We start from the raw sequence: 24430 nt of genomic DNA on the forward strand, positions 1-24430 counted from the left end.
TGGGCAATGGACGATCGGGACGACGCCGCGCTTGGGGAGCTGCTCTATGCCAACCCGCTAGGTTGCGCCGAAGACGTCGCGGACTTCGTCATGGAGGGCGACGGGATGGCCAGCTTCCCGCTTGGAAGGCTTCGGCTCGAGAGCAGGCGGGACCCGAAGGACGGGCAAGCCGCCAATATTGTGTACTGGTGCAGGGAGCACTTCCAGGGCGACATCGCCATCCGATGGAAGTTCTGGCCCATTCGCCAGCCCGGGCTGTGCATCCTGTTTTTCTCCGCCGCAGGGAGAGGCGGCGAGGACTTGTTCGACCCCGCTCTGCGTCCCAGAAGCGGCGAGTACGACCAGTATCATAGCGGGGACTTGAATGCTTATCATATTTCTTATTTCCGCAGGAGCTATGCCGAAGAACGCCGCTTTCAGACCTGCAATCTGCGCAAAAGCCACGGCTTCCATCTCGTGGCGCAAGGGGCGGACCCGCTTCCCGCCATCGCGGATTGCGATCCTCCTTACCTCATGCAGGTAACGAAGCGCGGATCCCTGATCCGGTTTTACATCGATGAGCTTCTGTTATTTCAATTTCTTGACGACGGGGTGACTTATGGTCCAGTGCTGGACCGCGGCCTGCTCGGCTTCCGGCAGATGGCGCCCATGATTGCGGAATATTCCGAGCTGGAAGTGTATCGGCTGCAAAGGAGCGATATAGAATGACAGGTAACAGCGGCAAACTAGCCTTGTCGTGGCTTGAAGGGCGGCCCGTTCTGCCTACGGGCGTCGTCTGGGGCGCGCCATGGAAGCAAGGCGAGCTGGATCGCCGCACGCCTATCAGGCTGCGCGGTCTGCAAGGCGCCAACGTGGCTATGCAAAGCTGGCCGACGGCCTATTGGCCGGACGGCAGCGTGAAATGGACGGCTCATGCGGCATCGCTTCAAGAGGTTCGGGAGGACGGATATTTACTGGAGCAGGGACAAAGCTCTCCCCTTGCGGCTGCCGAAAGAATCGTCATACGGAAAACGGCGGAGCATATCGAGGTGGACACCGGCGCCATCGTCTGCCGGGCGAAACGTTCGGGGCCCTCCGTGATCCAAGAGTTGCGGATCGGCGGAAGAACGGTATGCTCGGACGGCAGGCTGGTTGGCATGCGCGAGGAGCATCATGCCGTCTCGGGCCATAGAACCGTCGTGGAAGAGCCGATGCACAGCGTCGTCGAGCAAGCAGCCGTGGAACAGAGCGGCCCCATTCGCGCGGTTATTGCCATACGGGGCCGCCATCAATTATCGATAAGCGGCCGCAGGTGGCTCCCGTTCACGCTGCGACTCGTATTCTATGCCGGGCAGCGGTCGATTTCCATCGTTCATACCTTCCTCTATGACGGCAACCCCCATCAGGACTATATTAAGAGCTTGGGCATTACTTTCTCCGTTCCGATGAAAGGCCCGTTATATAACCGTCATGTCCGCCTTGCCGGGGACACGGGCTGGTTCGGAGAGTCCCCCAAGGGACTCATGACATTCCGCTTGCCGGAGAGGCAGCGCGAGCTGTACGAGCTTCAAGCCGCGGGATTACCGATTGTCCTTGACCCTGCGCAGGATGCCGAACTGCCGAGTCTCCTTGCGGATTCGCCGGAATGGGGGGATTTCAAGCTGGTCCAGTCGTCCTCCGACAGCTATGACATCCTGAAGCGGACGAAGGAAGGCTGCAGTTGGATCCGTTCCGTATCCGGCAGAAGAGCCGCCGGACTGTTATATGCCGGCGGGGACCATGGAGGACTGGCGATCGGCGTCCGCCGCTTCTGGGAGAAGCACCCTTCCGCTCTGGAAGCGAAAGGACTAACGGGAGACGAGGCGAACCTCACCTTCTGGCTCTGGTCGCCGGACGCCCCGGCCATGGATCTGCGGCACTACGATACCGATACGCACGTCGTCTCCTGCTACGAAGGAGCGGATGAGCTTCGCAGCACGCCTTATGGCATTGGCAACACTTCCGAGCTGACGCTTTGGTGCTGCGAGTCTACACCGGATCACGATATGCTAGATGCCATGGTACGGATGAAGGATTCTCCGCCTCTGTTGGTCTGCGAGCCCACGCGCTACTGGGAAACACGCGCACTAGGGTCCTGGGGTCTGCCGAATCGCTCCACGCCCGTGAAGTCCCAGCTGGAAGACACGCTGGATGGCTTGATCTCCTTCTATCAGGAGGAGATCGAGCAGCGCCGCTGGTACGGCTTCTGGGACTACGGCGACGTCATGCACAGCTACGACCCCGTGCGGCACACTTGGAAATACGATATCGGAGGCTGCGCCTGGCAGAATACGGAGCTCGCTCCGAACATATGGCTGTGGTATATGTTCCTTCGCTCCGGCCGGGCCGATATCTTCCGTCTCGCGGAAGCGATGACCCGCCATACGAGCGAGGTCGACCTCTACCACATCGGCGAATACGCGGGGCTTGGCTCCAGGCACAACGTGCTCCACTTCGGCTGCGGCTGCAAGGAAGCGCGAATCGGCATGGCGGGGCTGCATAAGTTTTATTATTATTTGACGGCGGACGAGCGGATCGGCGATATCATGGACGAGGTCAAGGATTCCGATTACGCGACGCTACGGCTCGACCCCATGCGGTCTTATTTCGCCAAGGACGAATTCCCGACGCATACCCGAAGCGGACCGGATTGGGCGGCGTTCTGCTCCAACTGGCTCGTCCAGTGGGAGCGGTACGAAGACGCCGCCTACCGCGACAAGATGCTGCGCGGCATCGCGAGCTTGAAAGCCATGCCCAACCGACTGCTGACCGGTCCCGTCTTCGGGTACGAGCCGAAGACCGGCGAGCTCCTGTTCATGGGCCATGAAAATTACGGCCACCACCTCATGATCTGCATGGGCGGGGCGCAGGTCTGGGCGGAGATGGCCCATCTGCTGCAAGATCCGGAATGGGACGCCATGCTGGCCGAATACGGGGAATTCTACAATTTGCCGAAGGAAGAGAAGATCCGCCGTTCAGGCGGCACGCTGCAGGGCAAGGATTGGAACATCCCCATGCTGTCGACCGCCATGATGGCTTTCGCGGCCCGCCTGACGGGGAACGGCGAGCTCGCCAGGCAGGCATGGGAGTATCTGCTGGGCAGCCCTTACAATTGGAGCGTGGAAATCCCGCTCGAGACGCGGGAAGTGCCCCGCCAGTCGTTTGTCCGGGAGATTACCGAAATACCTTGGATCTCCACGAACACGGTCTCGCAATGGTCAATTAATACAATCGTCTGTCTGGAACTCATCGGGGACGAATTGCCGGATTCCTTGGACATGGACGAACATAAGGAGGAGAACCTAACCTAATGCAGATGGAGCAACTAGACCGTGGACTCGTAGCCATGTGTTCGTCCGAAGGCATCTTCCTCAGCTGGAGACTGCTGGGCAGCGAAGCCACGGGGCATGGCGAACGCGGTCTGACCGGCACGGACTTCCATGTCTATCGCGACGGTGCCCTGTTGGCTGACGTGAACGACAGCACCAATTATCTCGACCGCGGCGGAAGCGCGGCATCGGAATACGAGGTTCGCGCGGTTGTAGCAGGTGCCGAGTCGGATCGCAGCCCTACCGTTAAGCCCTGGCAGGAAAACTATTATGAGCTGCCGCTCCAAAAACCCGAGGGTGGCGTCACGCCCGCAGGAGAGGCATACGCCTACTCCGCCAACGACATGAGCGTCGGGGATGTCGACGGCGACGGGCAATACGAGTTTTTCGTGAAATGGGATCCTTCCAATGCCAAGGACAATTCGCATTCGGGCTACACCGGGCCCGTCTATATCGATTGTTACAAGCTGGACGGGACGCTGCTGTACCGCATCGATCTCGGAGCCAACATACGGGCCGGCGCGCATTACACGCAGTTCCTCGTCTTCGACTTCGACGGCGACGGCCGCGCGGAGCTGATGATGAAGACGGCTCCCGGCACGAAGACGGTCCGGTTCGGCGGACAGGATAACAGAGCCGCGGAGACGTACATCACAATGCCCGAAGAGGATCTCGCCGCCGGCTATAGCCACCAGGACGATTACCGGATGAGCAGCTCGGACTACTACGCTCATATCGTAGCGCTGTTCATGCGCTGGCATCGGCACGAAGAAGTGACGGCCGGCCATTGGCCGGCTACCTTGGAGGCATGCTTCGGCATCGAGGGACAGTACGATTATCCCTTGACCCGAGAGGATGCGGAAAAGCTGGCGGATTATATGATGGATATCTACGCGCCCGGCCGAAGCAGCCGCAACGCGCTGCGGGGAATCGAAGGCTTCGTGCTGGACGGCCCGGAATATTTGACCGTATTCCGCGGCGGGACGGGTGAAGAATTGCAGACCGTCCGTTACAAACCCGGCCGGCATGACGACGGGCTGATGTGGGGCGATTATGCGTGGAATCGCATCGAGCCCGGCAACCGGGTCGACCGTTTCCTCGCCGGCGTTGCCTATTTGGACGGCGAGAAGCCGTCCGCCATCTTCGCGAGAGGATACTACACGAGGGCGACGGTCGTCGCTTACTCATGGGACGGCCGCCAGCTTCGGGAGCAATGGATCGCGGACAGCGGCTGGGTGACGATGAACAACCCGTTCAACGATACGCTTCATCTCCCGGACGGGCGCGATGAGTCATTCGGCGCGCTGGCCAGACAGGGAGCGCATTCCTTGAGCGTGGCCGACGTGGACGGCGACGGCTGTCAGGAAATCATCTACGGCGCGGCGACGATCGACCATGACGGTTCCCTTTTATATAGCTCTGCGGATGTCATGCCCCAAGCAGGCGCTTCGTCGGGGGCCGAGGCGGATAGAAAGGTAAAGCTCGGCCACGGCGATGCGCTTCACGTCGCCAATATCGATCCCGATCGGCCGGGACTGGAAATATTCATGGTCCACGAGGGAGGCGCGTCCGTGCCGTACGGATACACGCTGCGGGATGCGCGGACGGGCGAGGTGTTGTACGGCGCTCCGGCGGATGGCGATGTGGGCCGCGGGATGATCGGCCAAGTGGATCCCGAATGCCGCGGCCTGCAAACGTGGTGCAGCGAGGATATCCACAGCCGGCAGACGTACGGCTTAATGACTGCGCAAGGCGAGCAGATCGACAAGAGGGCGCCCGGCACGAATATGAACATTCGATGGGCCGCCGACATGACCACCCAGATCATAAGCGGCTCCTTCGATGAACCCGTTGCCATTGACGATTGGAAGAGGGGCCGGCTCCTTACCGCCGAAGGCTGTCGATCCAATAACGGCACGAAAGGCAATCCTTGCCTCGTAGCCGACATCTTCGGCGATTGGCGAGAGGAGCTGCTTGTAAGGACGGCGGACAGCTCCGCGATTCGGATCTACGTCAGCACGGAGCTTACCGACCGCAAGCTGTACACGCTGATGCATGACGCCCAATACCGGGTCGGCGTCGCCTGGCAGAACGTCGTGTATAACCAGCCTTGTTATCCAAGCTTCTATTTGGCATCGGATCTCGATTGGCGCGCGGTGCCTCTTCTGTGGTCGGCGGTGCAGCGCGTTTCATTCCGAGAAATATAAGCCCAGTATAGAGTGAAACTTATACTTTCTTATCTTTCAAGAAAAGGACCTCAAATCCCGCTTTGCAGTAGGATTCGAGGTCCTTTCACGTATAAATCGGAGTTGTGTTGTGTGGGTCGTGCTCGTTCCCCCTTCTCGCGAATAAGGGGAAAAACGCCCTCTAATGTCCCCGTCTCCGCCCTTGCTTGCGCTTTAGAGGGAAATCCTCCCTATAATCCCGACCGGATCGCTGTATTCGGGCATAATCCCCCCGATTAGAGGGAGGTTTTCCCTCTATGCCTAGCCGATCGCCAGATTTATTCAGATTAGCGGGAGCTTCTATTTTCCGCCAGCGGGAGCAACGAGGAGGGGAACGCACAAGCTGTCGAACAAGCTGTCGATCATGCCCACCAACTCGCCTGATCTACCTAACACGCTGAAGCTGCTCCATCTAGATTGACTCATTCTGTGCCAGCTTTGCTTAATTTAGGTCGTGTCTGAAAACCCGCTCAGGGGCATCTTTCACCGCCTTTCCGCCCCCTGCTTCGTCACTTTTGCTTGACGTACCCCCGGTACGCCTTCACAAAAGTTCCTTGCATGGAACGAAAATTCGGCAAAATCTGCTCCCCTCGGAGTATTCAGACACGCCCTAGCACGGAATGAATAAATTTCTCCAACGAAGCAATATCCGTTATGTTGTTATTGCACGCCCGTCCGTCCGCACACACATAATGCCCCACCGACTTGTAATAATCCGAGGAAGCCTGGGCAGGCCTCTTCTTCGCGACGGCTGAGAACAGCACCAGCTCTTCATAGCGGTTGCAGGCGAAGCAATAGCTCTTCTTATTGGTTGCCGTGAACCTTCCCTCGAGGCCCAAGAATTGCTCCCCGTTATGATAGACGATGAACATCTTGCCCGTAGAGATATCGGTCCAGCTCAAGTAGGTGATATATCGGAAGTCGATCCCCGAGAGGTCCGGAATCTTCAATTTTTTATTCTTGGGGAACAGCTTCCGAATCTGCCCTTCGGTGATCGGGGGGAACGGCACTAGGTACGGCTCGAGCGCCTGCACATATGCGTGACACTCGTCCGCTGTTCTTAGCTCCGTCACGGATTCCAGCAGCGCCTTGCCCTTGTCCGTTAAATCCGGGAACAACTCCGTCGCTTTAAGCTGCGCGCCATATCGGACGGAGTCCAGAATCTTGGGATCCCCGACCGATCTTGTCGCGCGCAGGACAGACTCGGCTTGTTGCCTAATTTCATTATATTGGTAGTTTCTAATAAACGGTTGGCACATTAAACTTCAGCCCCTTATTCGAATTGGTCAAGCAAATAAGGTGCAAAGCCCGCTATTAGAAACGATATATGCTCAGTCCGGCGATAAGCGCCCGATTCATGCAAAGTATCGCCTCCTTATCAGGCTTTGCATGAGGCCTTGCCAATCCGGCAATCTCGAATTGCCATGAGTATCACCTCCGAGTGGTTCAAGTAAAGCTATTATAACTCTCCCATCGGCCAAAGGAAACAGGAGTGCGCCGGCGGACTCCTGAATGACGGGCCAGTCCGAATGATGCATAGCCGACGAATCCCTATGGCGAATCGAGGGGCGAAATCCCTTGGCTAAGCTGCTTGTGGCGTCGAACGCGGGTTGCGCTTCATTCCTCCTGCGCCTCCAGCCATCTCTCCATCAACGCATCCAGACGCGCCCGAAGGTGTTCCATCTCCGCCCAGCTTAGCTCCATGCGGGACAAAGCGTCAGCGTCCTGTGCCGGAATGCCCGGTACCGCGTCCAGCTCCGCAAGCCGCCGCTCCACTTCGGCAATCTCGGCTTCCAGCTGGGCGCCAGATTTAGCTTCCTTCTCCTTGAGCGGCTCCGCTTGTTTAACCGAACGCTCACGCTCCGTTCGCGGCCGGCTCCGGATCGCGCTATCGCCAGCGCCTGCGGCTGGGGCCGGGGCGGGGGCTGCGTCTGCATCCGCTGCTGCGACGGCCTTCCTCCTGCGGCTCTCCGCCTTGTATTCATCGAATCCTCCCAGATAGACGGAGAGACGGCCGCGGTCCAGCTCCCATATTTTCTGCGCCAACCGATTGATCAGGTATCTGTCGTGCGTCACGATCAGAATTGTGCCGGGGTAGTCCTCCAGCGCATCCTCCAACGCCTCTCTGGACGGGATATCCATATGATTCGTCGGTTCGTCGAGAATAAGCAGATTCGGCTTCCCGAGCACGAGCAGCGCCAGTCGAAGACGCGTCCATTCTCCGCCCGATAACATACCTACTGGCTTGAACACTTCCTTGCCGTAGAACATGTAGGCTGCAAGGCTGTTCCGAGCCTCGCCCTCCTCCACGCCCGCTTCCTCCCGATAGTAGTCCAAGATCGTCTGATCCGGATTGTCCGGTCGCTGCTGCTGAGCCAGATAACCCGCCTCGACTCTCGAGCCCAGTTTCAGCTCCCCGCCGTCCGGTGCATAATCCCCTAACATGAGCTTCAGCAAAGTGGATTTGCCGGAGCCGTTGTCGCCGATCAGCATAACCTTCTCGCCATAATGCAGCTCTCCGGAGATGCCATTTAACACCGTTGTCGCCCCAAAGCGCTTCTCTACGCCGTCGAATACGACGACTTGCTTGCCCGAGCGCCCGGTAGGACGAAGCCCGAACTCCGCCTCCTTGCGATCGATCGCGGGACGCTTAAGCTTCTCCATGCGGTCGAGCGCCTTCTGCATGCTTGCCGCTCTCCGAAAGAACTTGCCGTTATCGCCGATCCTGCCCCATTCCATCAGTTGCTTGATCGTCTCGCGCATCTTTTTTATAACCTTCTGCTGCTCTTGGTAATCGGCGAATTGGCGGAGGACCAGCTCCTCCTTCTCTTTGGCGTAGCCGCTGTAGTTGGCATGGAAAACCGTCGATTCGCCGTCCTCCAGCTCCACGATCTTCGTTACGACACGGTCGAGGAAATAGCGATCGTGGGATACGATCAGACAGGCTCCGTCGTACCCCAGCAGGTAATCCTCGAGCCACTCCACCGCGCCCATGTCGAGATGGTTCGTAGGTTCGTCAAGCAGCAGCAGTTCCGGCTCTCTCAGCAGCTCCGAAGCGAGTCCGACTTTCGTCTTCTCCCCGCCGGATAATGTTGCGTAGGCGCGAGCGTGCCACTCCCGCGGGATACGCAAGCCGTCGGCCACTCCGTCGATTCGGGCTTCCAGCCCGTATCCTCCGTCCCGCTCGAAACGCTCCTGCAGCTTCGCATATTCCGCCAACAGATCTTCCAATCGCTCCGGACTTTGCTTCGGCGAGGACATCTCCGACTCCAGCTGCGTCATGCGAGCGCGGCAATCCAGCAAGTCTCGGAAGCCGCTCTCCAGCACTTCGCGTACCGTCGTGCCGGGGCTCATATACGGCATTTGCCGAAGATAGCCGATCCGAGCGCCTTTGCTAATGGCCAGCATTCCTTCGTCAGGAGCGTCCAGCTTGGCGATCATGCGGAGCAAAGTCGTCTTGCCGCTGCCGTTGCGGCCGACAAGCCCGGCTTTCTCTCCATGCCGAAGCTCAAAGGTGACGTTTTCCAGGACGAGCTGGGCGGCGTTGTATTTTTTCACATTCTGGCAATTTATCGTTAACATAGGGGTTCCTCCTCATAATGGAGGCCCTACCCGCTTGCTTTCAGATCTCCGGCGAGTTCACTCGAAGACGCCGGACATATTAAAAAAAGGACGCAGGGAAAATTCCCCACGTCCTGTTCCGTTCGATCCGTTCAGGTTAAGGTAGGAGCCTCTTCGCAAGTTGTGTTATCGGTATGGTCATAAGTGGACAGACTTCTCCCGTCTTGCGCCAAACCATGAACGATGCCAGCCATCGCGATGGGCAGCCGGCTCACTTGCGCGTTCACAACTTCCGAATTCATCCTACCTTCACCTCCTCTTGCCTAATTAGTTTTCAGTATACAACAGCCTCTGCGCCTTCCGCAACATACATACGCGCAAATGGAAATCCTTCTGCCCCACGGCTTCGCGTCGATCTGTCAGGTCTCCGTCTCGTACAGTTCCCGGTCCAATCCCGTCAGATAAGGTGTCGCTTCGCCAATTACGTACAGCCGCAGTCGATGCATCGCACGCGTACAGGCGGTATAAAACAACTTCCGCTCGCTCTCCCGATTGTACACATGAGCGGATGCGTCGTAGATCAAAACCGCGTCGAACTCGACGCCCTTGGCCAGATAGGCCGGAAGAATGGAGATACCCCGTTCGAAGGTGAGCGTCTCCTTTGTGATGAGCAGGAGATTCTCGCCTCCCGCAGCCGTCAGGCTCCCAAAGGCCTCGCGGCTCTCAGCCGCGGTCTTCGTAATGACGGCGATGGAACCAAAGCCTTCTGCTTGCAGCATGGCGAGGTCTTGCAGCATACGCGCCGTTCGCTCCCCGTCATTGTCAAGCATCGTCACTATCGGCTTGCCCCCGCTCCGGTCAAAAGGCACAATCCCCTCGCCCTCGGACAGCAACGGCTTCGTAAACGATACGATCTCCCGCGTAGAACGATAGCTTCTGACGAGGCGTATGAGCGTCGTATGCTCTTCTCCGTAGAGTCGGACCAACGGAGAATCCGTCTCCTGCAGATTGGTCGCCTGAGGAAAGATCGCCTGCCCGAAGTCGCCTAGCACCGTCATGCGGGCGTGGGGGAACAATCGTTTCAAGAAGGTGTACTGGAACGGCGAATAATCCTGGCCTTCGTCCACGAACACATGCCGCACGTCATTGTTTCTCCGGGCGCCTTCCACGAGCTCTTTCATATAGAGAAACGGAGTCGCATCCTCATACAGCAACTCCTTTCTCTCCAGCTTCTCTTGCGTTGCCCGGCATATATCGCTCCATAGCGATGGCAGCTCCTGCTCTCCTGTCATGTCCCGATACTTTGATACATCGTCGAACAGACCGCTGTAGAGACCGATCACATCGACGAACTTGAGACGCTTTACTTCCCGCCGCAGCGGCGCGAACCTTTCCTTCGCGATCATGCGGCGCAGAAACTCCTCCTCTTGATCGCCGAAGTCGAATACATTCTCTTCTCCCAGCTCCCGCTTGGGGACGTCGCCGTACGCATCCAGATATTGTTGAGTAAAGTCGAAGACCGCGTCTTCCTTCTCATATTTTTTCCTTATGGAACCATATGCCGCTTGATAGTCCTCCATATCCAGATAGTTCAGTTCGTCCTGGACCCACTCCGCCGCACGCTCCTTGCGCTCCAATACGGCCAGCTCCTTCAGCAGCCAGTCGCGCAGCATAGTGATCCGATTCTCCAGCGAGACCGAGCTGTCGAAGCCATAAAATTTAGTGGACATTTGTTCCGCAGTAACGAGTTCCCTGTCCATGAACGTAATGCCGATAAACCTCATTCCTTGCAGGCACAGCCACTCCGCATATCGGCGAAGCGCATCTAGAAAGGCTTCCGACGATTTATACCTAATCCCTTGCTGCCTGGTCTCATACGCATCCCTATCCTCCGTTGTCAGCGCAAATTCCAGTCCGTCAAAAGGGCTCTCCACCGAAACCTCGGGCTCCAGCCAATGGGCCAGGTACTCCTGAAAGGTCGTCTGCTGCATATTGTCCTCGCCGAGCTCCGGAAGCACGGTGGACACGTAGCTGTTGAACATGGGATTAGGAGAGAACAGGACGATTTGATCCGCCGTCAGCCGATTGCGGTATCTATACAGCAAATAGGCTGCGCGCTGAAGCGCGGCGGACGTCTTGCCGCTGCCGGCCGCTCCCTGCACGATGAGCATGCGGCTCTTAACGTCGCGCACGATGGCGTTCTGCTCCTTCTGTATCGTGGCCACGATACTCTTCATGGCCGTGTCCGCCCCGTTGCCCAGCGCCTGCTGAAGCAGCTCGTCGCCGATCGTGACGCTGGTATCGAAAACATTGCGGAGCTCTCCGCTCCGAATTTGATATTGCCGTTTCAGCGCCATCGTCCCCCGGACGGTCCCTCCGGGCGTTTCGTAGTCCGCCTCTCCTGGAGAGGCATCATAATATAGACTCGCGATGGGCGTTCTCCAATCGTACACCAGGAAGTTCAAACCTTCTTCGTCGACAAAAGAGGAGACGCCGATATAAACGCGTTCAGGGGAGCCTTCCCCCTCCTCCGCGAAATCGATCCGCCCGAAATAAGGCGATGGCAGCAGCCGCTTCATATTGTTCCATTGCTTCAGACGTTGGCGGTGGCTTCGCTCCCGCTCCGACAGCAGCGCTTCCTGCTGCTTGATGCTGTGGAACGTTTCCTCGAAATCCTCGTCCGTGCTCGTATTAACCGTGACTTCTTCCCAGAATTGCTTGCGGATATCCGTCACTTGATGGTGAAGCCCCGTAACCTCGGGCTCCAGTCTGTCTATCTCCTTATGCAGCTGCTCCGTTACGGATTTTAGCCGCTCCTGCTCTACCTTCCAATCGTCGGCGCTGATCATCTCTTGCGAACACGCTCCTTCGGTGGTTATGGATTTTTTAAAAACCTGGTTGACAATTCGGCGATCCACATGATATTATAGAAGTATAGATAAGATGTTCTAAATCCGTCTACATTCATGCAGTCCGCACAGATTTATTAATCATAACATAGACTGTTTGTCATGTAAACCGTTCAAAATGATCACATAACCAAAGACGGCTTCTGTCGATGACAGAGGCCGTCTTTTTTGATTGCTGCACAACTTGCCACGGTATGCCGTTCCGATCGCGCAGAGAACGCACAGAGACCGCTCGGCCCCGGACAACACCCTCGGCCGTTGTTAACTTGCGCTATTCACTGCCCAAACTGCACGCAGCCTTGGGACAGTAGCCACTGCTTGATGTCGGCGAACAGCTGTCCGGCATCCTTCTCGTAAATGATGGCTACTTCCTGCCGATTAGCATAATTGAAACGGATATAACCGCCTAACCGGCGATTGAACAGCTTGCACCCGTATTGGTTCTCGATGACCAGATCCGGCGGAAAGGCTTCGCGGCACAAACCCGCCAGCTGCGACAGCGTAAGTCTGTCTTGATCGGGCGGCAAGCGCAGGAAGAGATGATTCCTTGTATCCGACCGTGGCTCGTAATACACGTCATCCTCTTGAACATTGCCGTAAACCTCGCGAAAAATTTCGTCCAGCGAACGCGCATAAGCCTCGTCGTCTTCCGGCTCCGATACATCCAGCGAGAGCCGCCGCAACTGGTCCCCATGCCGGGGGAGCCAAAGCACCTGACCGGTCGGTGGATGCACCGCAAGGAAATCGCCGTCCACCGAGCTCCCGATCGCTATCAGCTCGCCGATCTGCTGCTGGGTAATGGGGCTGTCCTCGTCATGCTCCCACAGGTCGTAATCGACGAATGGCTTCAGCACTTCCGCATCGGGCCAATAGACGTTCATCCACCCTCTGTACGTCCCCGCGCCGAAGCGCTGGAGAAACCGTATATATCCCGGCGGGAACACGGCTGCCGCCGTTTCTTCCGGAACCTGTCCTCCCCGGTCAAGCAGATACGATTGGGATACCAAATACATGGCCACACCTCCAGTTGAGAAAAACTTATACGCCCGCTTACTTCGCCCCGGCCTCCACTAATAGCTTCTCAATCCCTGCAAAACCTTTCGAGCGGGCATGCTGCAACGGGGTCACGCCTTCTTTGTCCGCCAGGTCGACATCCGCTCCATGCCGAATCAGCAATTCCACGGTCCGCTCCTGCCTCTCGTTCCCTTTATTTAGAATGATGGCCTCCAGCAGCGCCGTCCAGCCCAGGTTATTGACATGATTGACGTCGATGTTTGTCTTCGTCAGCAGCTCTTGGACAACCTCCACGTAACCGTGCTCGGAGGCGGGAATTAGAGCGGTGCCTCCGTAACGGTTCGTAATGGCGGGATCGGCGCCCGCTTCGATCGTAAGCTTGAGAATTTCCAGATACCCTTCCGCCCCGGCATATAAGAACGGCGAGTTTTTCATCCCGTCCCGTATATTGACGTCCGCCCCCGCTTCGATCAGCGCCTTCGCCATCCCGATATCGTTGTTGTAGGTCGCGATCATGGCAGGCGTGCGTCCTTCTCCATCCTGTACATTGATGTCTGCCCCGTCTTGCAGCAGCTTTTCAATGGCATCCTGCTGCCCCGCTTTCGCGGCAGCCAGCAGCCCTTCATTCAGACTCCCGTTCATGCTCCCACTCTCCTCATCCCTATTTTCTGAAACTCCGCCGTCAGAATCCGCGCAGCCTTGAAGCAAGAACAGACAGCACAGCCCGATAAGCAACCACTTCTTCATGCATCATTGCTCCTAACCAACCCGATGTATTTCATAAGCTCCGCTATCGCATGGAATTGCGCCTCAAGCTTGCCGTTCAGCCGCTGAAGGGCGTACTGGAACGATTGATCGACCGTCGAATAACGATGTCCTTCGATTTCGTTCAGAACATCTTTTAAATTCTCGATGTAATAGATTGTTTTCCTTAAGCTGCTGATGACCAAAATTTTGCGAAGCTCGGCTATCGTAAAGATCCGGTAACCATTGCCAGGATCCCGTGCCGATACGATCAGCCCTTCCTTCTCCCAGTGCCGGATGGCAGAAGCGTTGACTCCGGCTAGCTCCGCCACCTGTCCGATGCTCATCCCATCCGTCAGCTTTACGTTGCGATAACGATCGAATGCCGTATGCCGGACCATTCGAATGATATCCTCGACGCGCCGTTTCTCCTCCTGGGCGATATGCAGCTGCCCGTTTACCAACCAAAGGGCATCCGTTGTCTCCCCGCCCTTGATCTTTCTCATGACATCGTAAGCCAAGGGGATTTCATAGCCCTTCAATAACCACCGGATGGTGATGAAAGCCTGGAGATGAACGGATGCATAACACCGGCGATTGCCCCCGCCTCTAGGCACGTCGGGAAGCAGCCCTTGCTCTTCGTATCTTCTTAAGGTGGTGGTACTGACACCCAGACGCCGTGCCACTTGACTAGGCGTGTAGACCTTCGCCATGCTCTAGCGCCTCCATCCTTCAAGCCATACCTTAAAGTGCTTCGTTAACTATTCAGCCTACTCTGCATTATACCACCTACATTCTGCCGGACCAAACCGAACGATTGCATCCATGTTGTATCGTAGAAGATGAAACAGATACCGCTGAGGAGGAATGAACGCATTGAAAAAAAACATATCGTTAAGCGACGGTACAGCGCTTGCGGTCGGTTTGGCCGGCAATCCGTCAAATCCGGTCGTTATGCTTCCGGTGTTCAAGCAATCGGTGTACGGCAAGGATGCCGACAACCTGCGCATGTGGGGCGTCGATCCCGAGCTGGGCAAACACATGGTCGAGGGGCTGTCGGACCGGTTCAGGATTTTATATTTCGACTATGAGGGGCATCTCATGGGCAATCCCAGACCGGAGCTGCTGACTCCCGATTCCGTCTGCCAGGACTTCCTGCAAATCGCAGACGAAATGAATGTACCGGTCTTCAGCTATTACGGCTACTCTTGGCTCGCTCTCGCCGGCTTGCAACTTGCTATTCGAAGCAATCGGCTGGAGAGCTTGATCATGGGAGGATTCCCGCCGCTCGAAGGGCCGTACAAGGAGATGCTGACCGTAACGTCCAGGACGCATGAGCAAGCCCTGCAACAGCAGAACCGCTCCGGCGATGTCTTCCAATCTTCCAACGGCCCGGAAAGCAGCCCGGAGGGCTTTGATTGGGGCAGCGTCCAGATAGCTTTGGATCCCAAACAAACGAAACAATTCTACACCTTGTATGACCATCTGCGGGATTTCGACGACAAGTCCATTCTTGAGCTGTTGAAGCTGCCGAGACTTGCTTTCGCGGGGGAGAGGGACACGATCGTGTATGGGGAAAACTTTGGAGGCGTGACGGTAGATATCGCGGGGGCATTGCGCAGGCATGAAGCGGCTTTGACAGAACAGGGCTGGGATATTGCGCTTTTGCAGGGGGAGGATATGGACCATACGAAAGCGATGCAGCCGGACACAGTACTGCCTATGATCAAACCGTGGCTGACGAAGCACTTGCTGGCTCAAGGTAAGTAGGCTGTCGTCCTTTGGCGGCGCAGTAAGTTTCATTCCGGGAAATAGAGGCCAAGCATAGAAAAAACTTATACTGTCCTATATTTTATTAAAAAGGCTCGGTCTTTCCATAAAGACCGAGGCCTTCCTATGGTCTGGCAGCGGCCTGGCGCTGCCTTGCAAATCTGACCATGCATGCCTACGGGCTTAAGATAAGTACGATGACGCTTCGATCTCTCCCGAAGTCCCAATCAACGAATACGTCGACGATTCGCGCATTAAGTATTTGCTCCACATGTTTATTATCCCGCACAAATTGTTTCTCGAGACGAGTCAACGCCTCCTTCAAGTGTTCCTCGTCGCGAAGCCGGATCAGCTCCTTGCTCAGATCGATCAGGATCCCGTTTCGGACCACCAGCAGCGTTCGCTTGTTCAACTGGCGGGAGTCAATGTGTTCCGGCTCCTTTTGAATACGGCCGCTCATCAGAATCAGCTCGCGATGAAGCTCCTCTTGGCCTGCGTAGGGCTCCCTGGCCTCTTCTGCCGCAGCACTCTCTTCTATCGCGGCATTCTCGTCGGACCACTGTCCTACGAAGACCCCGGAATGATAAGGCAACTCCCAGTCATAATAAAAATCGAGGTTGCTTATACCGGTTAATACCAGCAAATAGGCCTTAATCTCGGGGACTAACCAAGACATCACAATGTCCCGCGTATGCCGTATGGTCTGTTGCTGTCCCTGATTCAGCAGGATTCTCTCTGTAGGCGTCAAGAAATTACGCAGATAGATCACAATATAAGGTCTGTCTACGCTTACATAGATGGACTGAGGTCCTTTGCCGAATGCATCTCGCAGCATTTTCCCAATATGGCTTGCTATTTCGTTCTGGAAATAATTATCATTCATATGCTGTAAGTTCATCCTTAGTCTGTGTCCTGAAATTTCCATAAAAATAAAAAAAAGCCTAAACAAAGGTCGCGATTGCAACATTTATTCAGGCTTATGTCCAGCGCTATCTCTGGTTCATTGCGGCCAGCTAAATTCCGAGTTCGTATAAATGCTATTGCTAGAATGCGAGCCTTTATCGCGTGAAAGAATAAGGTAATAGCATCATATCTGTTACCCTCACTTAATCTTAATGATTTTACGCCTAATTAGCAAGGTCAAAGCTTGTAAGATCGCACGCTTTCTTCTAGTGCTTGCTGCAAGGACCCTCTTGTCTCAACCCTTTCGTGCAGCGAAATTCCCAATTCGACCATCGTGCTTGTCATTTCTGGTCGAATGCCTGTCATAATGGCCTTGCAGCCTTGTATGGAGGCGCCGTTAACGATTTTAAACAGCTGCGACATTATCTTGTCGTCCATATAAGCAACGCCGGATAAGTCGATGATGATTTCTTTCAGCTTCAGCTGATAGATCCGGTCGAAGGCATGCTCCTGAATCTTCTTGATGCGAGCCGTGTCCAAGGTGCCCATGATGGGGAGTATCGCCGTATGTTCATACAACGGAATGACGGGAACAGATAATTCCTCGATCATAACGCGTTGATTCCGCAGCACTTCGTTCTTGAACTCGGCATAGCTGGATGCGAAATGCTTCAGGTAGGTGTCCAGCGTATAGTTGATCTGCCTCTCCAGCTGAAAAAACTCATTTTCGGTCTGTTCTACGTTGGCGTAGTAATGGTATAACAAATCCCAATAGGTTTTGCGGAGCATTTGAATCCATTCCAACTTCAGTATCAAGTCCAGGTTATGGCTGGCCCAATTGCTCCCATGTTCCTTGGCGTGCGCGATAAGACCTTGCTCGTTGCGTTCATTCAGCAGCATCACGACGGTATTTGCCGATTCCAGTATGGAGGCAGGGCTTATTTCGGACACATTAATGAGCTCGAAGATTTCTTTGCCTTGCAGCTTGAGCGTCTCGAGAAACTCAGGCTGATTCGTTAAATAAAATTCCGGAAAGCTATGGTTCTGAACATACTTTACGTTCATCGGAATTGCCTCCCACTGATTCGATGTCGGATGATGAACCGGAAATTCGATAGAAAATTCCGTTCCTGCTCCCACCTCGCTTCTGACCCTTATGATCCCGTTATGCTCGTATACGGAAGCGAACACTTGCGTCAGTCCCATCCCGGTGCCCTCCGATTTCGACGTATAGAAAGGCGTGCCCAGCAGCTTGAGCTTCCCATCCGGGATCCCGACGCCCGTATCCGTAACCGTCACGAACAGTTTGTCGCCCGATTTATAATGCTTGACGGTTATGGTTCCGTTGTCGCCAATGGCTTCGAAGGCGTTTTTGAGCAGGTTGAAAAAAGCTTTTTTCAGCTGATTCCGTTTGCCATAAATTCTCGTATCGCAATCCGAGAATTGCTTTTGAATGGATACCTCATAGGATCGTTCTTGAAAGAGGTACAGCAAGGCTTCCAGCTCGGAACACAGTTGGATGTCATCGAAGGGCTCGTCCTCCAGATCCGGCTTCGAGACATGCAATAAATTTTGCATGGTATCGATAGCGTTTTCCAGCTCCGCGTAGGCGAAGTCCAAATACTTATGCGGCGCTTCGTGTTTAAGCAATTGAAGAAAGCCTTTAACCGCGGTTAGGGGATTCTTTACCTCATGGGCGATGCCCGCGGCGATCTGGCCGACAGATGCCAGCCTGTCCAGTCTTAGATCGGACTCGCTGACTTGATGTTGCTCGCGTTCTTGAAATGAAGACAATTATTGTACCTCCTTCTTATGGGAATATAGACAAAAAGGCCCAAATAGCAGCTCTTGTTCGCAGAGCTTCTATCCAGGCTTATGTCCAGCACTATCTCTGGTTCATTAATACCTTATATGTTATGGGTTGCAGAGCGAAGACGATGATGCTCTTAGGGAGATGCGCATCCCAATCTACGAACACATCGTTAATCCTGGCGCGCAAGAAAGGCCCCAGCCGGTTGCTGTTAGTACTGACTTCACTTACTCCACTAGGGATCATCCTTGCCTGAAGGCCAAAGCGTGTTGTCTTTCGCCCATTTTTATTGTACTCATACTGGGGATAGCGTTCAACCACTTCTCGCTCATTTTGTCACATTTGACAACGCTTTTTCCGCGAAAAGACGCATATGGTTTCATCCGCGCCTTTAAACAGCAAATAAATCCCTACTGCCGGCCTCGGGATATTTTTTATTGACAACACGCCGATAAGAATATATATTTTATGATTATGATAATCATTATCGTTATTGAGCTTTTTTATCCCATGAATTAGCGTTAGCTAAAATATATTTCAAGATAAGGAAGGTACACAAATGAATTCCAAACGCAAGTACTCATTATCCACGTTGTTCGTTGCCGCATTGCTTGCCATCGCGCTGGCAGGCTGCTCCAGTCAAGCCTCTACTTCCACTCCGTCGCCTTCCCCGACAACAAGCGCCGAAGCGCCTGCCGCTGCGACTGAGACACCGTCCCAAGACGATACGCAATATCCGATCGTCATCAAGCATGCTCTCGGCGAAGCGGTTATCGAAAGCAAGCCTGAGCGAGTTGTAACCATCCAATGGGCGAACCATGACGTTGCTCTTGCCCTGGGCGTCGTTCCCGTCGGCTTCTCGGCCGCGAACTACGGCGTTCAAGACGACAGCGGGTTGCTGCCTTGGACAGCCGCGAAGCTCAAGGAACTCAACGTTGCGGAGCCAAATATCTTCCAAGATACAGACGGCTTGGACTTCGAAGCCATCTCCGATGCGAATCCGGACGTCATCCTTGCCGCTTACTCCGGCATTACTCCGGAAGACTATGAAACGCTGAGCCAAATCGCTCCGGTTGTCGCTTATCAGTCCAAGCCATGGGCAACAACCTGGCGCGAACAAGTGCTCTTCTCGGCGGAAGGCATGGGCATGAAAGCAGAGGGCGATCAGCTCATCAAAGACACCGAAGCTTTGATCAAGGAACAAGCGGGCAAATACCCGCAAATGCAAGGCAAAAAAGTCGTTTGGGTCAACTTCTCGGCTAAGGATATGTCCAAGCTGCACCTGTATACGCCTGCAGATCCCCGCGGGGCATTCCTGATCGAGCTTGGCATGGAATATCCGGAGAGCGTCACGAGCCAAATCACAGACCCATCTGCCTACTCGCTGTCTTTGAGCGCCGAAAATGCCGAAGCGCTGAACGATGCCGATATCATCATCGGTTATGGCGACGAGAGCTTGTATGAAGCAGTAAAAGCAGACTCCCTGCTGGGCAAAATTCCTGCGATCCAAAGAGGATCCGTCGTGTTTATCGGCAACGGTACGCCGCTGGCCGCATCCGGCAACCCGAATCCGCTCTCCATCGCTTATACGATGGACGAATATCTGGCATTAATCGGCGGAGCAATCGACAAGCTCAATGAGTAGCTCTTCGATTCCGAACACGGGCAGGCTTAACTCGCATATGCCTAAAAACTTTGCTTTGGTTCTGGCCGCTTGTATAGTCTTGCTTGTCGTATGCGTGCTGGCTTCGCTCGCCTTGGGCTCCAAGCCCTTGAGATTCCAGGAAATCATGGACGGATTATTCCGTTCCGACGTGGACTCCTACTCGGCCAACATCGTACACAAGCGAATCTCGCGCACCGTCTTCAGCTTATGCTGCGGAGCGGCGCTCGGAGTGTCCGGAGCGCTGATGCAAGCCGTCACGCGCAACCCCATTGCGGATCCCAGCATTTTGGGCGTTAACATGGGAGCATCGTTATTCGTGGTGTGCGGCATCGCGTTCTGGAACATCAGCACAGCGAATCAATATATATGGCTAGCTTTGGCCGGTGCTGCGCTTACTGCAGTGTTCGTATTCGGAATCGGCTCGATGGGGCGTGGCGGTGCCACGCCCATTAAGCTTGTTCTGGCCGGGGCAGCCACAAGCGCCGCCCTCGGCTCCTTAGTTACCGCTATCATGATTCCGCGTTCTTACGTCATGGACCAATTCCGGTTCTGGCAAGTCGGAAGCGTGGGCTCGGCCAGTTGGAGCGGCATCGGCACATTCGTCCCGTTCTTGGCCGTCGGACTCCTGGTCGCCTTCCTCGCGGCGCCAGCCCTCAATGCATTGGCGCTGGGAGACGATACCGCGACCGGACTCGGCGTTCGGACGGGAGCGCTCCGATTCGCCGCGGCGCTCGCCGGCGTGTTATTATGCGGCGCGACTACCGCGCTGGCAGGACCGATAGGGTTTATCGGACTGTTATCCACTCACGTCATCCGCTTAATGATAGGACCCGACCTGCGCTTTGTTATCCCGATGTCAGCCATTGTCGGCGCCGGTATTCTTACCATTGCGGATGTGGGCGGCAGGCTGATCGGCAGACCCGGGGAGCTTGAGGTTGGCGTTGTGACGGCGTTTATCGGAGCACCCCTACTAATCATAGTCGCTATGAGATCGAAAGTGCGTTCATTATGACCCATAATCATTCGACGATTGCTCTAATAATGGCAGGCCGGCGACAGAGACGCGGCCGATGGATACTTGTGACGAGCTTGCTTGCGGTACTGGCATGCATGTTGTGCTGCGCCATGCTTATGTTAGGCAACACCATCTATCCCGTACAGGACGTCATCCGTGCGCTGTCGGGCGAACAGCTAAAGGGCGTATCCTTCGCGGTGAGCACGATTCGCCTGCCGAGAATGCTTGCAGGGCTCTTTGCGGGATTCGCGTTCGGTATTGCGGGGTATACGTTCCAGACCATGCTGCGCAACCCGCTTGCCAATCCCAACGTGATCGGCATTACATCGGGATCCAGCGTGGCAGCCGTCTTTTGCATCGTTATTCTTCAAGCCAGCGGGGCCGTCATATCGATAGCATCCGTCATTGCGGGACTTGCCACCGTCATCTTGATCTATGTATTGTCCCGAGGCAGGTCGTTCTCGATTGGAAGGCTCATTTTAGTCGGGATCGGCATACAAGCCATGATCGATGCCATCATCTCTTACCTGATGCTGGTCAGCGCGGAACAAGATCTCCCCGCTGCAATAAGGTGGCTTACGGGCAGCCTTAATGGCGCCCAGATGGACAGATTGCCGCCTCTGATGGTAACCGTATTGATCTGCACGCCTATCATCATCTTGCTTGGCAAGCAGTTGAATCTATTGGAACTCGGTGAGCAAGCGGCTACTTCCCTTGGCGTCGCCACAGACAAGACCCGGATCGCGCTTATCGTGGCTTCCGTCTGCATGATTGCTATCGCGACCGCCACTACAGGCCCAATTGCTTTCGTCTCCTTTCTTGCCGGGCCGATAGCAAAGCGGTTAGTCGGAATCGGCTTCTCGAACATTATCCCTGCGGGTCTGGTAGGCATTAACTTGGTACTAGCGGCGGATCTCATCGGACAATTCGCTACCCCTTACAGATTCCCTGTAGGCATCATCACCGGATTGCTCGGAGCGCCGTATCTCATCTTCTTGTTAGTCCGAATGAATCGGAAGGGAGAATTATAATGAAGCCGACACATCACTTCCAGGTCGAACGGATTGTAGCAGGCTATGAGAATCGAACAGTCATTCACGGCGTAGATTTTGTTATCCCCAGCCATAAGATAAGCGTCATTATCGGCTCCAACGGGTGCGGCAAGTCCACGCTGCTTAAGACGATGGCGAGGCTGATCAAGCCTGAGTCCGGCACCATCACGCTCGACGGGAAACCGCTGGGCAAAATTCCGCCCAAGCAATTGGCACGGGTGGTTGGACTGCTGCCGCAATCCCCCATCGTCCCTGAGGGTATTACCGTGACGGACTTGGTCGGGCGGGGGAGGTTCCCCCATCAGTCCTTGTTCGGCAACTGGACGAAGAAGGACTACGCGGCGGTAGCCGAAGCGATGGAAACGATGCGGATTACCGAATTCGCCAACCACAATATCGACGAGTTGTCGGGCGGTCAGCGGCAACGCGTCTGGATTGCGATGGCATTGGCGCAGGAAACGGATATTCTATTCCTGGACGAGCCGACGACCTTCCTTGATATTACTTATCAGGTCGAAATTCTGGACCTGCTCACCGACTTAAACCGCAAAGCAGGCACAACGATCGTCATGGTCCTCCATGACATCAACTTATCCGCGAGATATGCCGATCATATTGTCGCCATGCACGAAGGCAACCTCGTGGCCGAAGGCACGCCGTCCGAGGTCGTGACCAGCACGCTCGTAAAGGACATCTTCGGACTGGACTGCACGGTTATACCGGACCCGATATCGGGATCCCCAATGGTCGTGCCAAAGGGACGGTATCATGTGCAGGCGGACTATCCTTTTTGAACAACATAACAACATATCCCCATGAATGCCGGGAGGAGAGTCGCCTCTTAGAACAAAACAACTCCCCCCCCCCTCAGGGTCGGTTAGACCTTTTCCAAGCCTACGCGCGCATACTGCCAATCCGGCGCCTGGTATCTCTCCATCAGCTCGCGAAGCTTGGCTTCATACTGCCTATGAAGCTCCTCTTCGCGAACGGGCTTGCTTTGCTCCGGATCAGTCTCAAGATCGTATAACAGATGTTCGTCGGTTGCGTTATGATGCGGCTGTGACGGTCTGGGTACCCGATAGACCGGCAACTGCGTCTGCGGCAGGAAACGGTCGATCTCGCAGACCTCGTATTCGTTCGGCCCTCCGCCCGAACGAACCGGCACTGCCGTGTGATGATACGCCAGGCTTCCGGGAAGCGGCTTGCGGCAGTACGTAAAACGGCCATCCGACAAGCTGATGTCTTTGCCGAAGTAACCATACAGCACCGCATCGTGATGAGGCTCATCGCGTTCGAACAGATGGGCGAACGAGTGGCCGTGCACATGGGCCGATGGCTGCGCTCCATGGAATTGAAGCAAAGTGGGCATGATGTCCATCGTCGAAGTTAATGCGCTCACTCTGCCTCCGTTCATGGGGGCGCCAGGCATATAAGCGATTAATGGAATGTGGACGAGCTCCCGGTAATCGAACATATAATTTTTGGCCCAGTATCCATGCTCGCCAAGCAGATGTCCGTGATCCGTCGTCAAGATGACCGCCGTATCCCGCCACAGATCATGCTCGTCCATCTTGTCGAGCAGCTTGCCGAGCCAGGCATCCGCCATCGTCAGCGTGCCGGCATAACTCTTGCGAATATGCGCGATCGCCGCCTCGTCTTCCTCCTCCGCGTCCACGGGGGCGTACGCCGGCCAATCGAAGTGAAAGCGGTCGTCCCAAGTATCGTCATACAGCTCGCGATACTTGGACGGGCACATAAACGGCTCATGAGGGTCGAATACCTCCAGATGCAGATGCCAGTTATCCTCTTCGCGATTGCGCTCAAGGAACTTGATGGCCTGCGAGAAGCATTGCGGCGTCGGATAGTCTTCGTCGCGTTCGGAATCCATCCGGCTGCGGTTGACCCAGTCCTGCCGCTTGCTCTTGCCGCGGAACTTCGGCACTTCCGGATCCTTCACCCCGGGATGCCAGGGATCGCCTTCCTGGCCTCGCATGAACTCCCAGGTATGGAATGGCGTGTGGTAGCCCCAGCCATTGGACTCGAAGTAATGATAATGATCCGTAATCAGATGGCTGTAGACGCCCGACTGCCGGCGAAGCTCCTCGGGATACGCTTCGTCGAACGGCTGCAGCGGGCTCCATTGCGATTCGAGAAAGTTGAGCCGTCCCGTCATCAGCTCTCGCCGCGCGGGCATGCAAGGCAGCGAACCGCTGTAATGCTGGTCGAACACGATGCCCTTGGCCGCCAATCGATCCAGGTTAGGCGTCTGCACCCAGCTTTCCCCGTAACAATTGAGATAATGGCGATTAAGGGAGTCCATTAGTATAAAGATCGTCTTCATCACACATCTCCCGGCTATCGAATTTTATTGTTTCCTGGAATGCAGTCAGACTTTATAGACAAGCTATAAAGTC

General features: G+C 55.4%; 19 protein-coding genes. 8 read left to right on the forward strand and 11 right to left on the reverse strand.

Going from position 1 to position 24430, the window contains the following annotated elements:
• Positions 1-6: 6 nt before the first annotated feature.
• From KJW29_RS26645 to KJW29_RS26655, 3 genes are read left to right on the forward strand one after another with little or no spacing between them, the layout of a single operon-like run.
• A complete protein-coding gene (locus KJW29_RS26645) occupies positions 7-708 on the forward strand; it encodes a DUF1961 family protein (protein ID WP_214626922.1) in 702 nt (233 codons plus the stop codon).
• On the forward strand, positions 705-3329 hold the full coding sequence (locus tag KJW29_RS26650) for an exo-rhamnogalacturonan lyase family protein (protein WP_214626923.1): 2625 nt from the start codon (positions 705-707) through the stop codon (positions 3327-3329). The genes KJW29_RS26645 and KJW29_RS26650 overlap by 4 nt, the downstream gene beginning before the upstream one ends.
• Entirely contained in the window at positions 3329-5554 is a 2226-nt protein-coding gene (locus KJW29_RS26655; protein WP_214626924.1) for a rhamnogalacturonan lyase, read from the forward strand. Before KJW29_RS26650 ends, KJW29_RS26655 begins: the two co-directional genes overlap by 1 nt.
• Positions 5555-5872: 318 nt before the next feature.
• Here KJW29_RS26655 and KJW29_RS36570 read toward each other — a convergent pair whose 3' ends face one another.
• From KJW29_RS36570 to KJW29_RS26690, 8 genes are all read right to left on the reverse strand, one after another.
• Positions 5873-5998, reverse strand: coding sequence for a hypothetical protein (locus tag KJW29_RS36570; protein WP_261800278.1), 126 nt, complete (start codon positions 5996-5998; stop codon positions 5873-5875).
• Between the two features lie 173 nt (positions 5999-6171).
• The gene (locus tag KJW29_RS26660; RefSeq protein WP_214626925.1) at positions 6172-6831 is read right to left on the reverse strand and encodes a FusB/FusC family EF-G-binding protein; all 660 of its coding nucleotides are present in this window, start codon (positions 6829-6831) and stop codon (positions 6172-6174) included.
• A gap of 358 nt (positions 6832-7189) precedes the next feature.
• A complete protein-coding gene (abc-f, locus tag KJW29_RS26665) occupies positions 7190-9154 on the reverse strand; it encodes a ribosomal protection-like ABC-F family protein (RefSeq protein WP_214626926.1) in 1965 nt (654 codons plus the stop codon).
• 131 nt (positions 9155-9285) lie between these two features.
• On the reverse strand, positions 9286-9435 hold the full coding sequence (locus KJW29_RS26670; protein WP_214626927.1) for a hypothetical protein: 150 nt from the start codon (positions 9433-9435) through the stop codon (positions 9286-9288).
• Between the two features lie 117 nt (positions 9436-9552).
• Positions 9553-11982 carry an RNA polymerase recycling motor HelD gene (gene helD / locus KJW29_RS26675; RefSeq protein WP_214626928.1) on the reverse strand — a complete coding sequence of 810 codons (2430 nt, stop codon included), beginning with the start codon at positions 11980-11982 and terminating at the stop codon, positions 9553-9555.
• A 335-nt stretch (positions 11983-12317) separates the two neighbouring features.
• Positions 12318-13055 carry an SMI1/KNR4 family protein gene (locus tag KJW29_RS26680; protein ID WP_214626929.1) on the reverse strand — a complete coding sequence of 246 codons (738 nt, stop codon included), beginning with the start codon at positions 13053-13055 and terminating at the stop codon, positions 12318-12320.
• A 37-nt stretch (positions 13056-13092) separates the two neighbouring features.
• Positions 13093-13803, reverse strand: a complete 711-nt coding sequence (locus tag KJW29_RS26685; RefSeq protein ID WP_214626930.1) for an ankyrin repeat domain-containing protein — start codon at positions 13801-13803, stop codon at positions 13093-13095.
• Entirely contained in the window at positions 13800-14513 is a 714-nt protein-coding gene (locus KJW29_RS26690) for a MerR family DNA-binding transcriptional regulator (RefSeq protein WP_214626931.1), read from the reverse strand. Before KJW29_RS26690 ends, KJW29_RS26685 begins: the two co-directional genes overlap by 4 nt.
• A 163-nt stretch (positions 14514-14676) precedes the next feature.
• On the opposite strand from KJW29_RS26690, the gene KJW29_RS26695 reads away from it, so the two are divergent.
• Positions 14677-15570 (forward strand): alpha/beta fold hydrolase, encoded by an 894-nt coding sequence (locus KJW29_RS26695; protein WP_214626932.1) that lies wholly within the window; start codon positions 14677-14679, stop codon positions 15568-15570.
• A 175-nt stretch (positions 15571-15745) separates the two neighbouring features.
• On the opposite strand, the gene KJW29_RS26700 is transcribed toward KJW29_RS26695, so the two are convergent.
• Entirely contained in the window at positions 15746-16453 is a 708-nt protein-coding gene (locus KJW29_RS26700; protein WP_214626933.1) for a Na-translocating system protein MpsC family protein, read from the reverse strand.
• A gap of 257 nt (positions 16454-16710) precedes the next feature.
• Complete coding sequence (locus KJW29_RS26705; RefSeq protein WP_214626934.1) at positions 16711-18267, reverse strand: ATP-binding protein; 1557 nt, start codon at positions 18265-18267, stop codon at positions 16711-16713.
• A 575-nt stretch (positions 18268-18842) separates the two neighbouring features.
• Here KJW29_RS26705 and KJW29_RS26710 point away from each other — a divergent pair.
• Genes KJW29_RS26710 through KJW29_RS26725 form a run of 4 tightly spaced genes read left to right on the forward strand, consistent with a single transcriptional unit; the run spans position 18843 to position 22810 of the window.
• On the forward strand, positions 18843-19928 hold the full coding sequence (locus KJW29_RS26710) for an iron-siderophore ABC transporter substrate-binding protein (protein ID WP_214626935.1): 1086 nt from the start codon (positions 18843-18845) through the stop codon (positions 19926-19928).
• The gene (locus KJW29_RS26715) at positions 19921-20961 is read left to right on the forward strand and encodes a FecCD family ABC transporter permease (protein ID WP_214626936.1); all 1041 of its coding nucleotides are present in this window, start codon (positions 19921-19923) and stop codon (positions 20959-20961) included. The genes KJW29_RS26710 and KJW29_RS26715 overlap by 8 nt, the downstream gene beginning before the upstream one ends.
• Positions 20958-21995, forward strand: a complete 1038-nt coding sequence (locus tag KJW29_RS26720; protein ID WP_214626937.1) for a FecCD family ABC transporter permease — start codon at positions 20958-20960, stop codon at positions 21993-21995. Before KJW29_RS26715 ends, KJW29_RS26720 begins: the two co-directional genes overlap by 4 nt.
• On the forward strand, positions 21995-22810 hold the full coding sequence (locus tag KJW29_RS26725) for an ABC transporter ATP-binding protein (RefSeq protein ID WP_214626938.1): 816 nt from the start codon (positions 21995-21997) through the stop codon (positions 22808-22810). The genes KJW29_RS26720 and KJW29_RS26725 overlap by 1 nt, the downstream gene beginning before the upstream one ends.
• A gap of 83 nt (positions 22811-22893) precedes the next feature.
• Here KJW29_RS26725 and KJW29_RS26730 read toward each other — a convergent pair whose 3' ends face one another.
• Entirely contained in the window at positions 22894-24357 is a 1464-nt protein-coding gene (locus KJW29_RS26730) for a sulfatase (RefSeq protein ID WP_214626939.1), read from the reverse strand.
• Between the last annotated feature and the right edge of the window lie 73 nt (positions 24358-24430).

Origin of the sequence: Paenibacillus agaridevorans (assembly GCF_018604145.1) — a bacterium.
In the GTDB taxonomy this organism is placed as follows: Bacteria; Bacillota; Bacilli; order Paenibacillales; family Paenibacillaceae; genus Pristimantibacillus; species Pristimantibacillus agaridevorans.

What these genes read in the sequence shown, in the direction of transcription:
- KJW29_RS26645 (WP_214626922.1), top strand. Translation starts at nt 7, where the DNA reads ATGGACGATCGGGACGACGCCGCGCTTGGGGAGCTGCTCTATGCCAAC.
- KJW29_RS26650 (WP_214626923.1), top strand. Translation starts at nt 705, where the DNA reads ATGACAGGTAACAGCGGCAAACTAGCCTTGTCGTGGCTTGAAGGGCGG.
- KJW29_RS26655 (WP_214626924.1), top strand. Translation starts at nt 3,329, where the DNA reads ATGCAGATGGAGCAACTAGACCGTGGACTCGTAGCCATGTGTTCGTCC.
- KJW29_RS36570 (WP_261800278.1), bottom strand. Translation starts at nt 5,998, where the DNA reads ATGAGTCAATCTAGATGGAGCAGCTTCAGCGTGTTAGGTAGATCAGGC.
- KJW29_RS26660 (WP_214626925.1), bottom strand. Translation starts at nt 6,831, where the DNA reads ATGTGCCAACCGTTTATTAGAAACTACCAATATAATGAAATTAGGCAA.
- abc-f (WP_214626926.1), bottom strand. Translation starts at nt 9,154, where the DNA reads ATGTTAACGATAAATTGCCAGAATGTGAAAAAATACAACGCCGCCCAG.
- KJW29_RS26670 (WP_214626927.1), bottom strand. Translation starts at nt 9,435, where the DNA reads ATGAATTCGGAAGTTGTGAACGCGCAAGTGAGCCGGCTGCCCATCGCG.
- helD (WP_214626928.1), bottom strand. Translation starts at nt 11,982, where the DNA reads ATGATCAGCGCCGACGATTGGAAGGTAGAGCAGGAGCGGCTAAAATCC.
- KJW29_RS26680 (WP_214626929.1), bottom strand. Translation starts at nt 13,055, where the DNA reads ATGTATTTGGTATCCCAATCGTATCTGCTTGACCGGGGAGGACAGGTT.
- KJW29_RS26685 (WP_214626930.1), bottom strand. Translation starts at nt 13,803, where the DNA reads ATGAAGAAGTGGTTGCTTATCGGGCTGTGCTGTCTGTTCTTGCTTCAA.
- KJW29_RS26690 (WP_214626931.1), bottom strand. Translation starts at nt 14,513, where the DNA reads ATGGCGAAGGTCTACACGCCTAGTCAAGTGGCACGGCGTCTGGGTGTC.
- KJW29_RS26700 (WP_214626933.1), bottom strand. Translation starts at nt 16,453, where the DNA reads ATGAATGATAATTATTTCCAGAACGAAATAGCAAGCCATATTGGGAAA.
- KJW29_RS26710 (WP_214626935.1), top strand. Translation starts at nt 18,843, where the DNA reads ATGAATTCCAAACGCAAGTACTCATTATCCACGTTGTTCGTTGCCGCA.
- KJW29_RS26715 (WP_214626936.1), top strand. Translation starts at nt 19,921, where the DNA reads ATGAGTAGCTCTTCGATTCCGAACACGGGCAGGCTTAACTCGCATATG.
- KJW29_RS26720 (WP_214626937.1), top strand. Translation starts at nt 20,958, where the DNA reads ATGACCCATAATCATTCGACGATTGCTCTAATAATGGCAGGCCGGCGA.
- KJW29_RS26725 (WP_214626938.1), top strand. Translation starts at nt 21,995, where the DNA reads ATGAAGCCGACACATCACTTCCAGGTCGAACGGATTGTAGCAGGCTAT.
- KJW29_RS26730 (WP_214626939.1), bottom strand. Translation starts at nt 24,357, where the DNA reads ATGAAGACGATCTTTATACTAATGGACTCCCTTAATCGCCATTATCTC.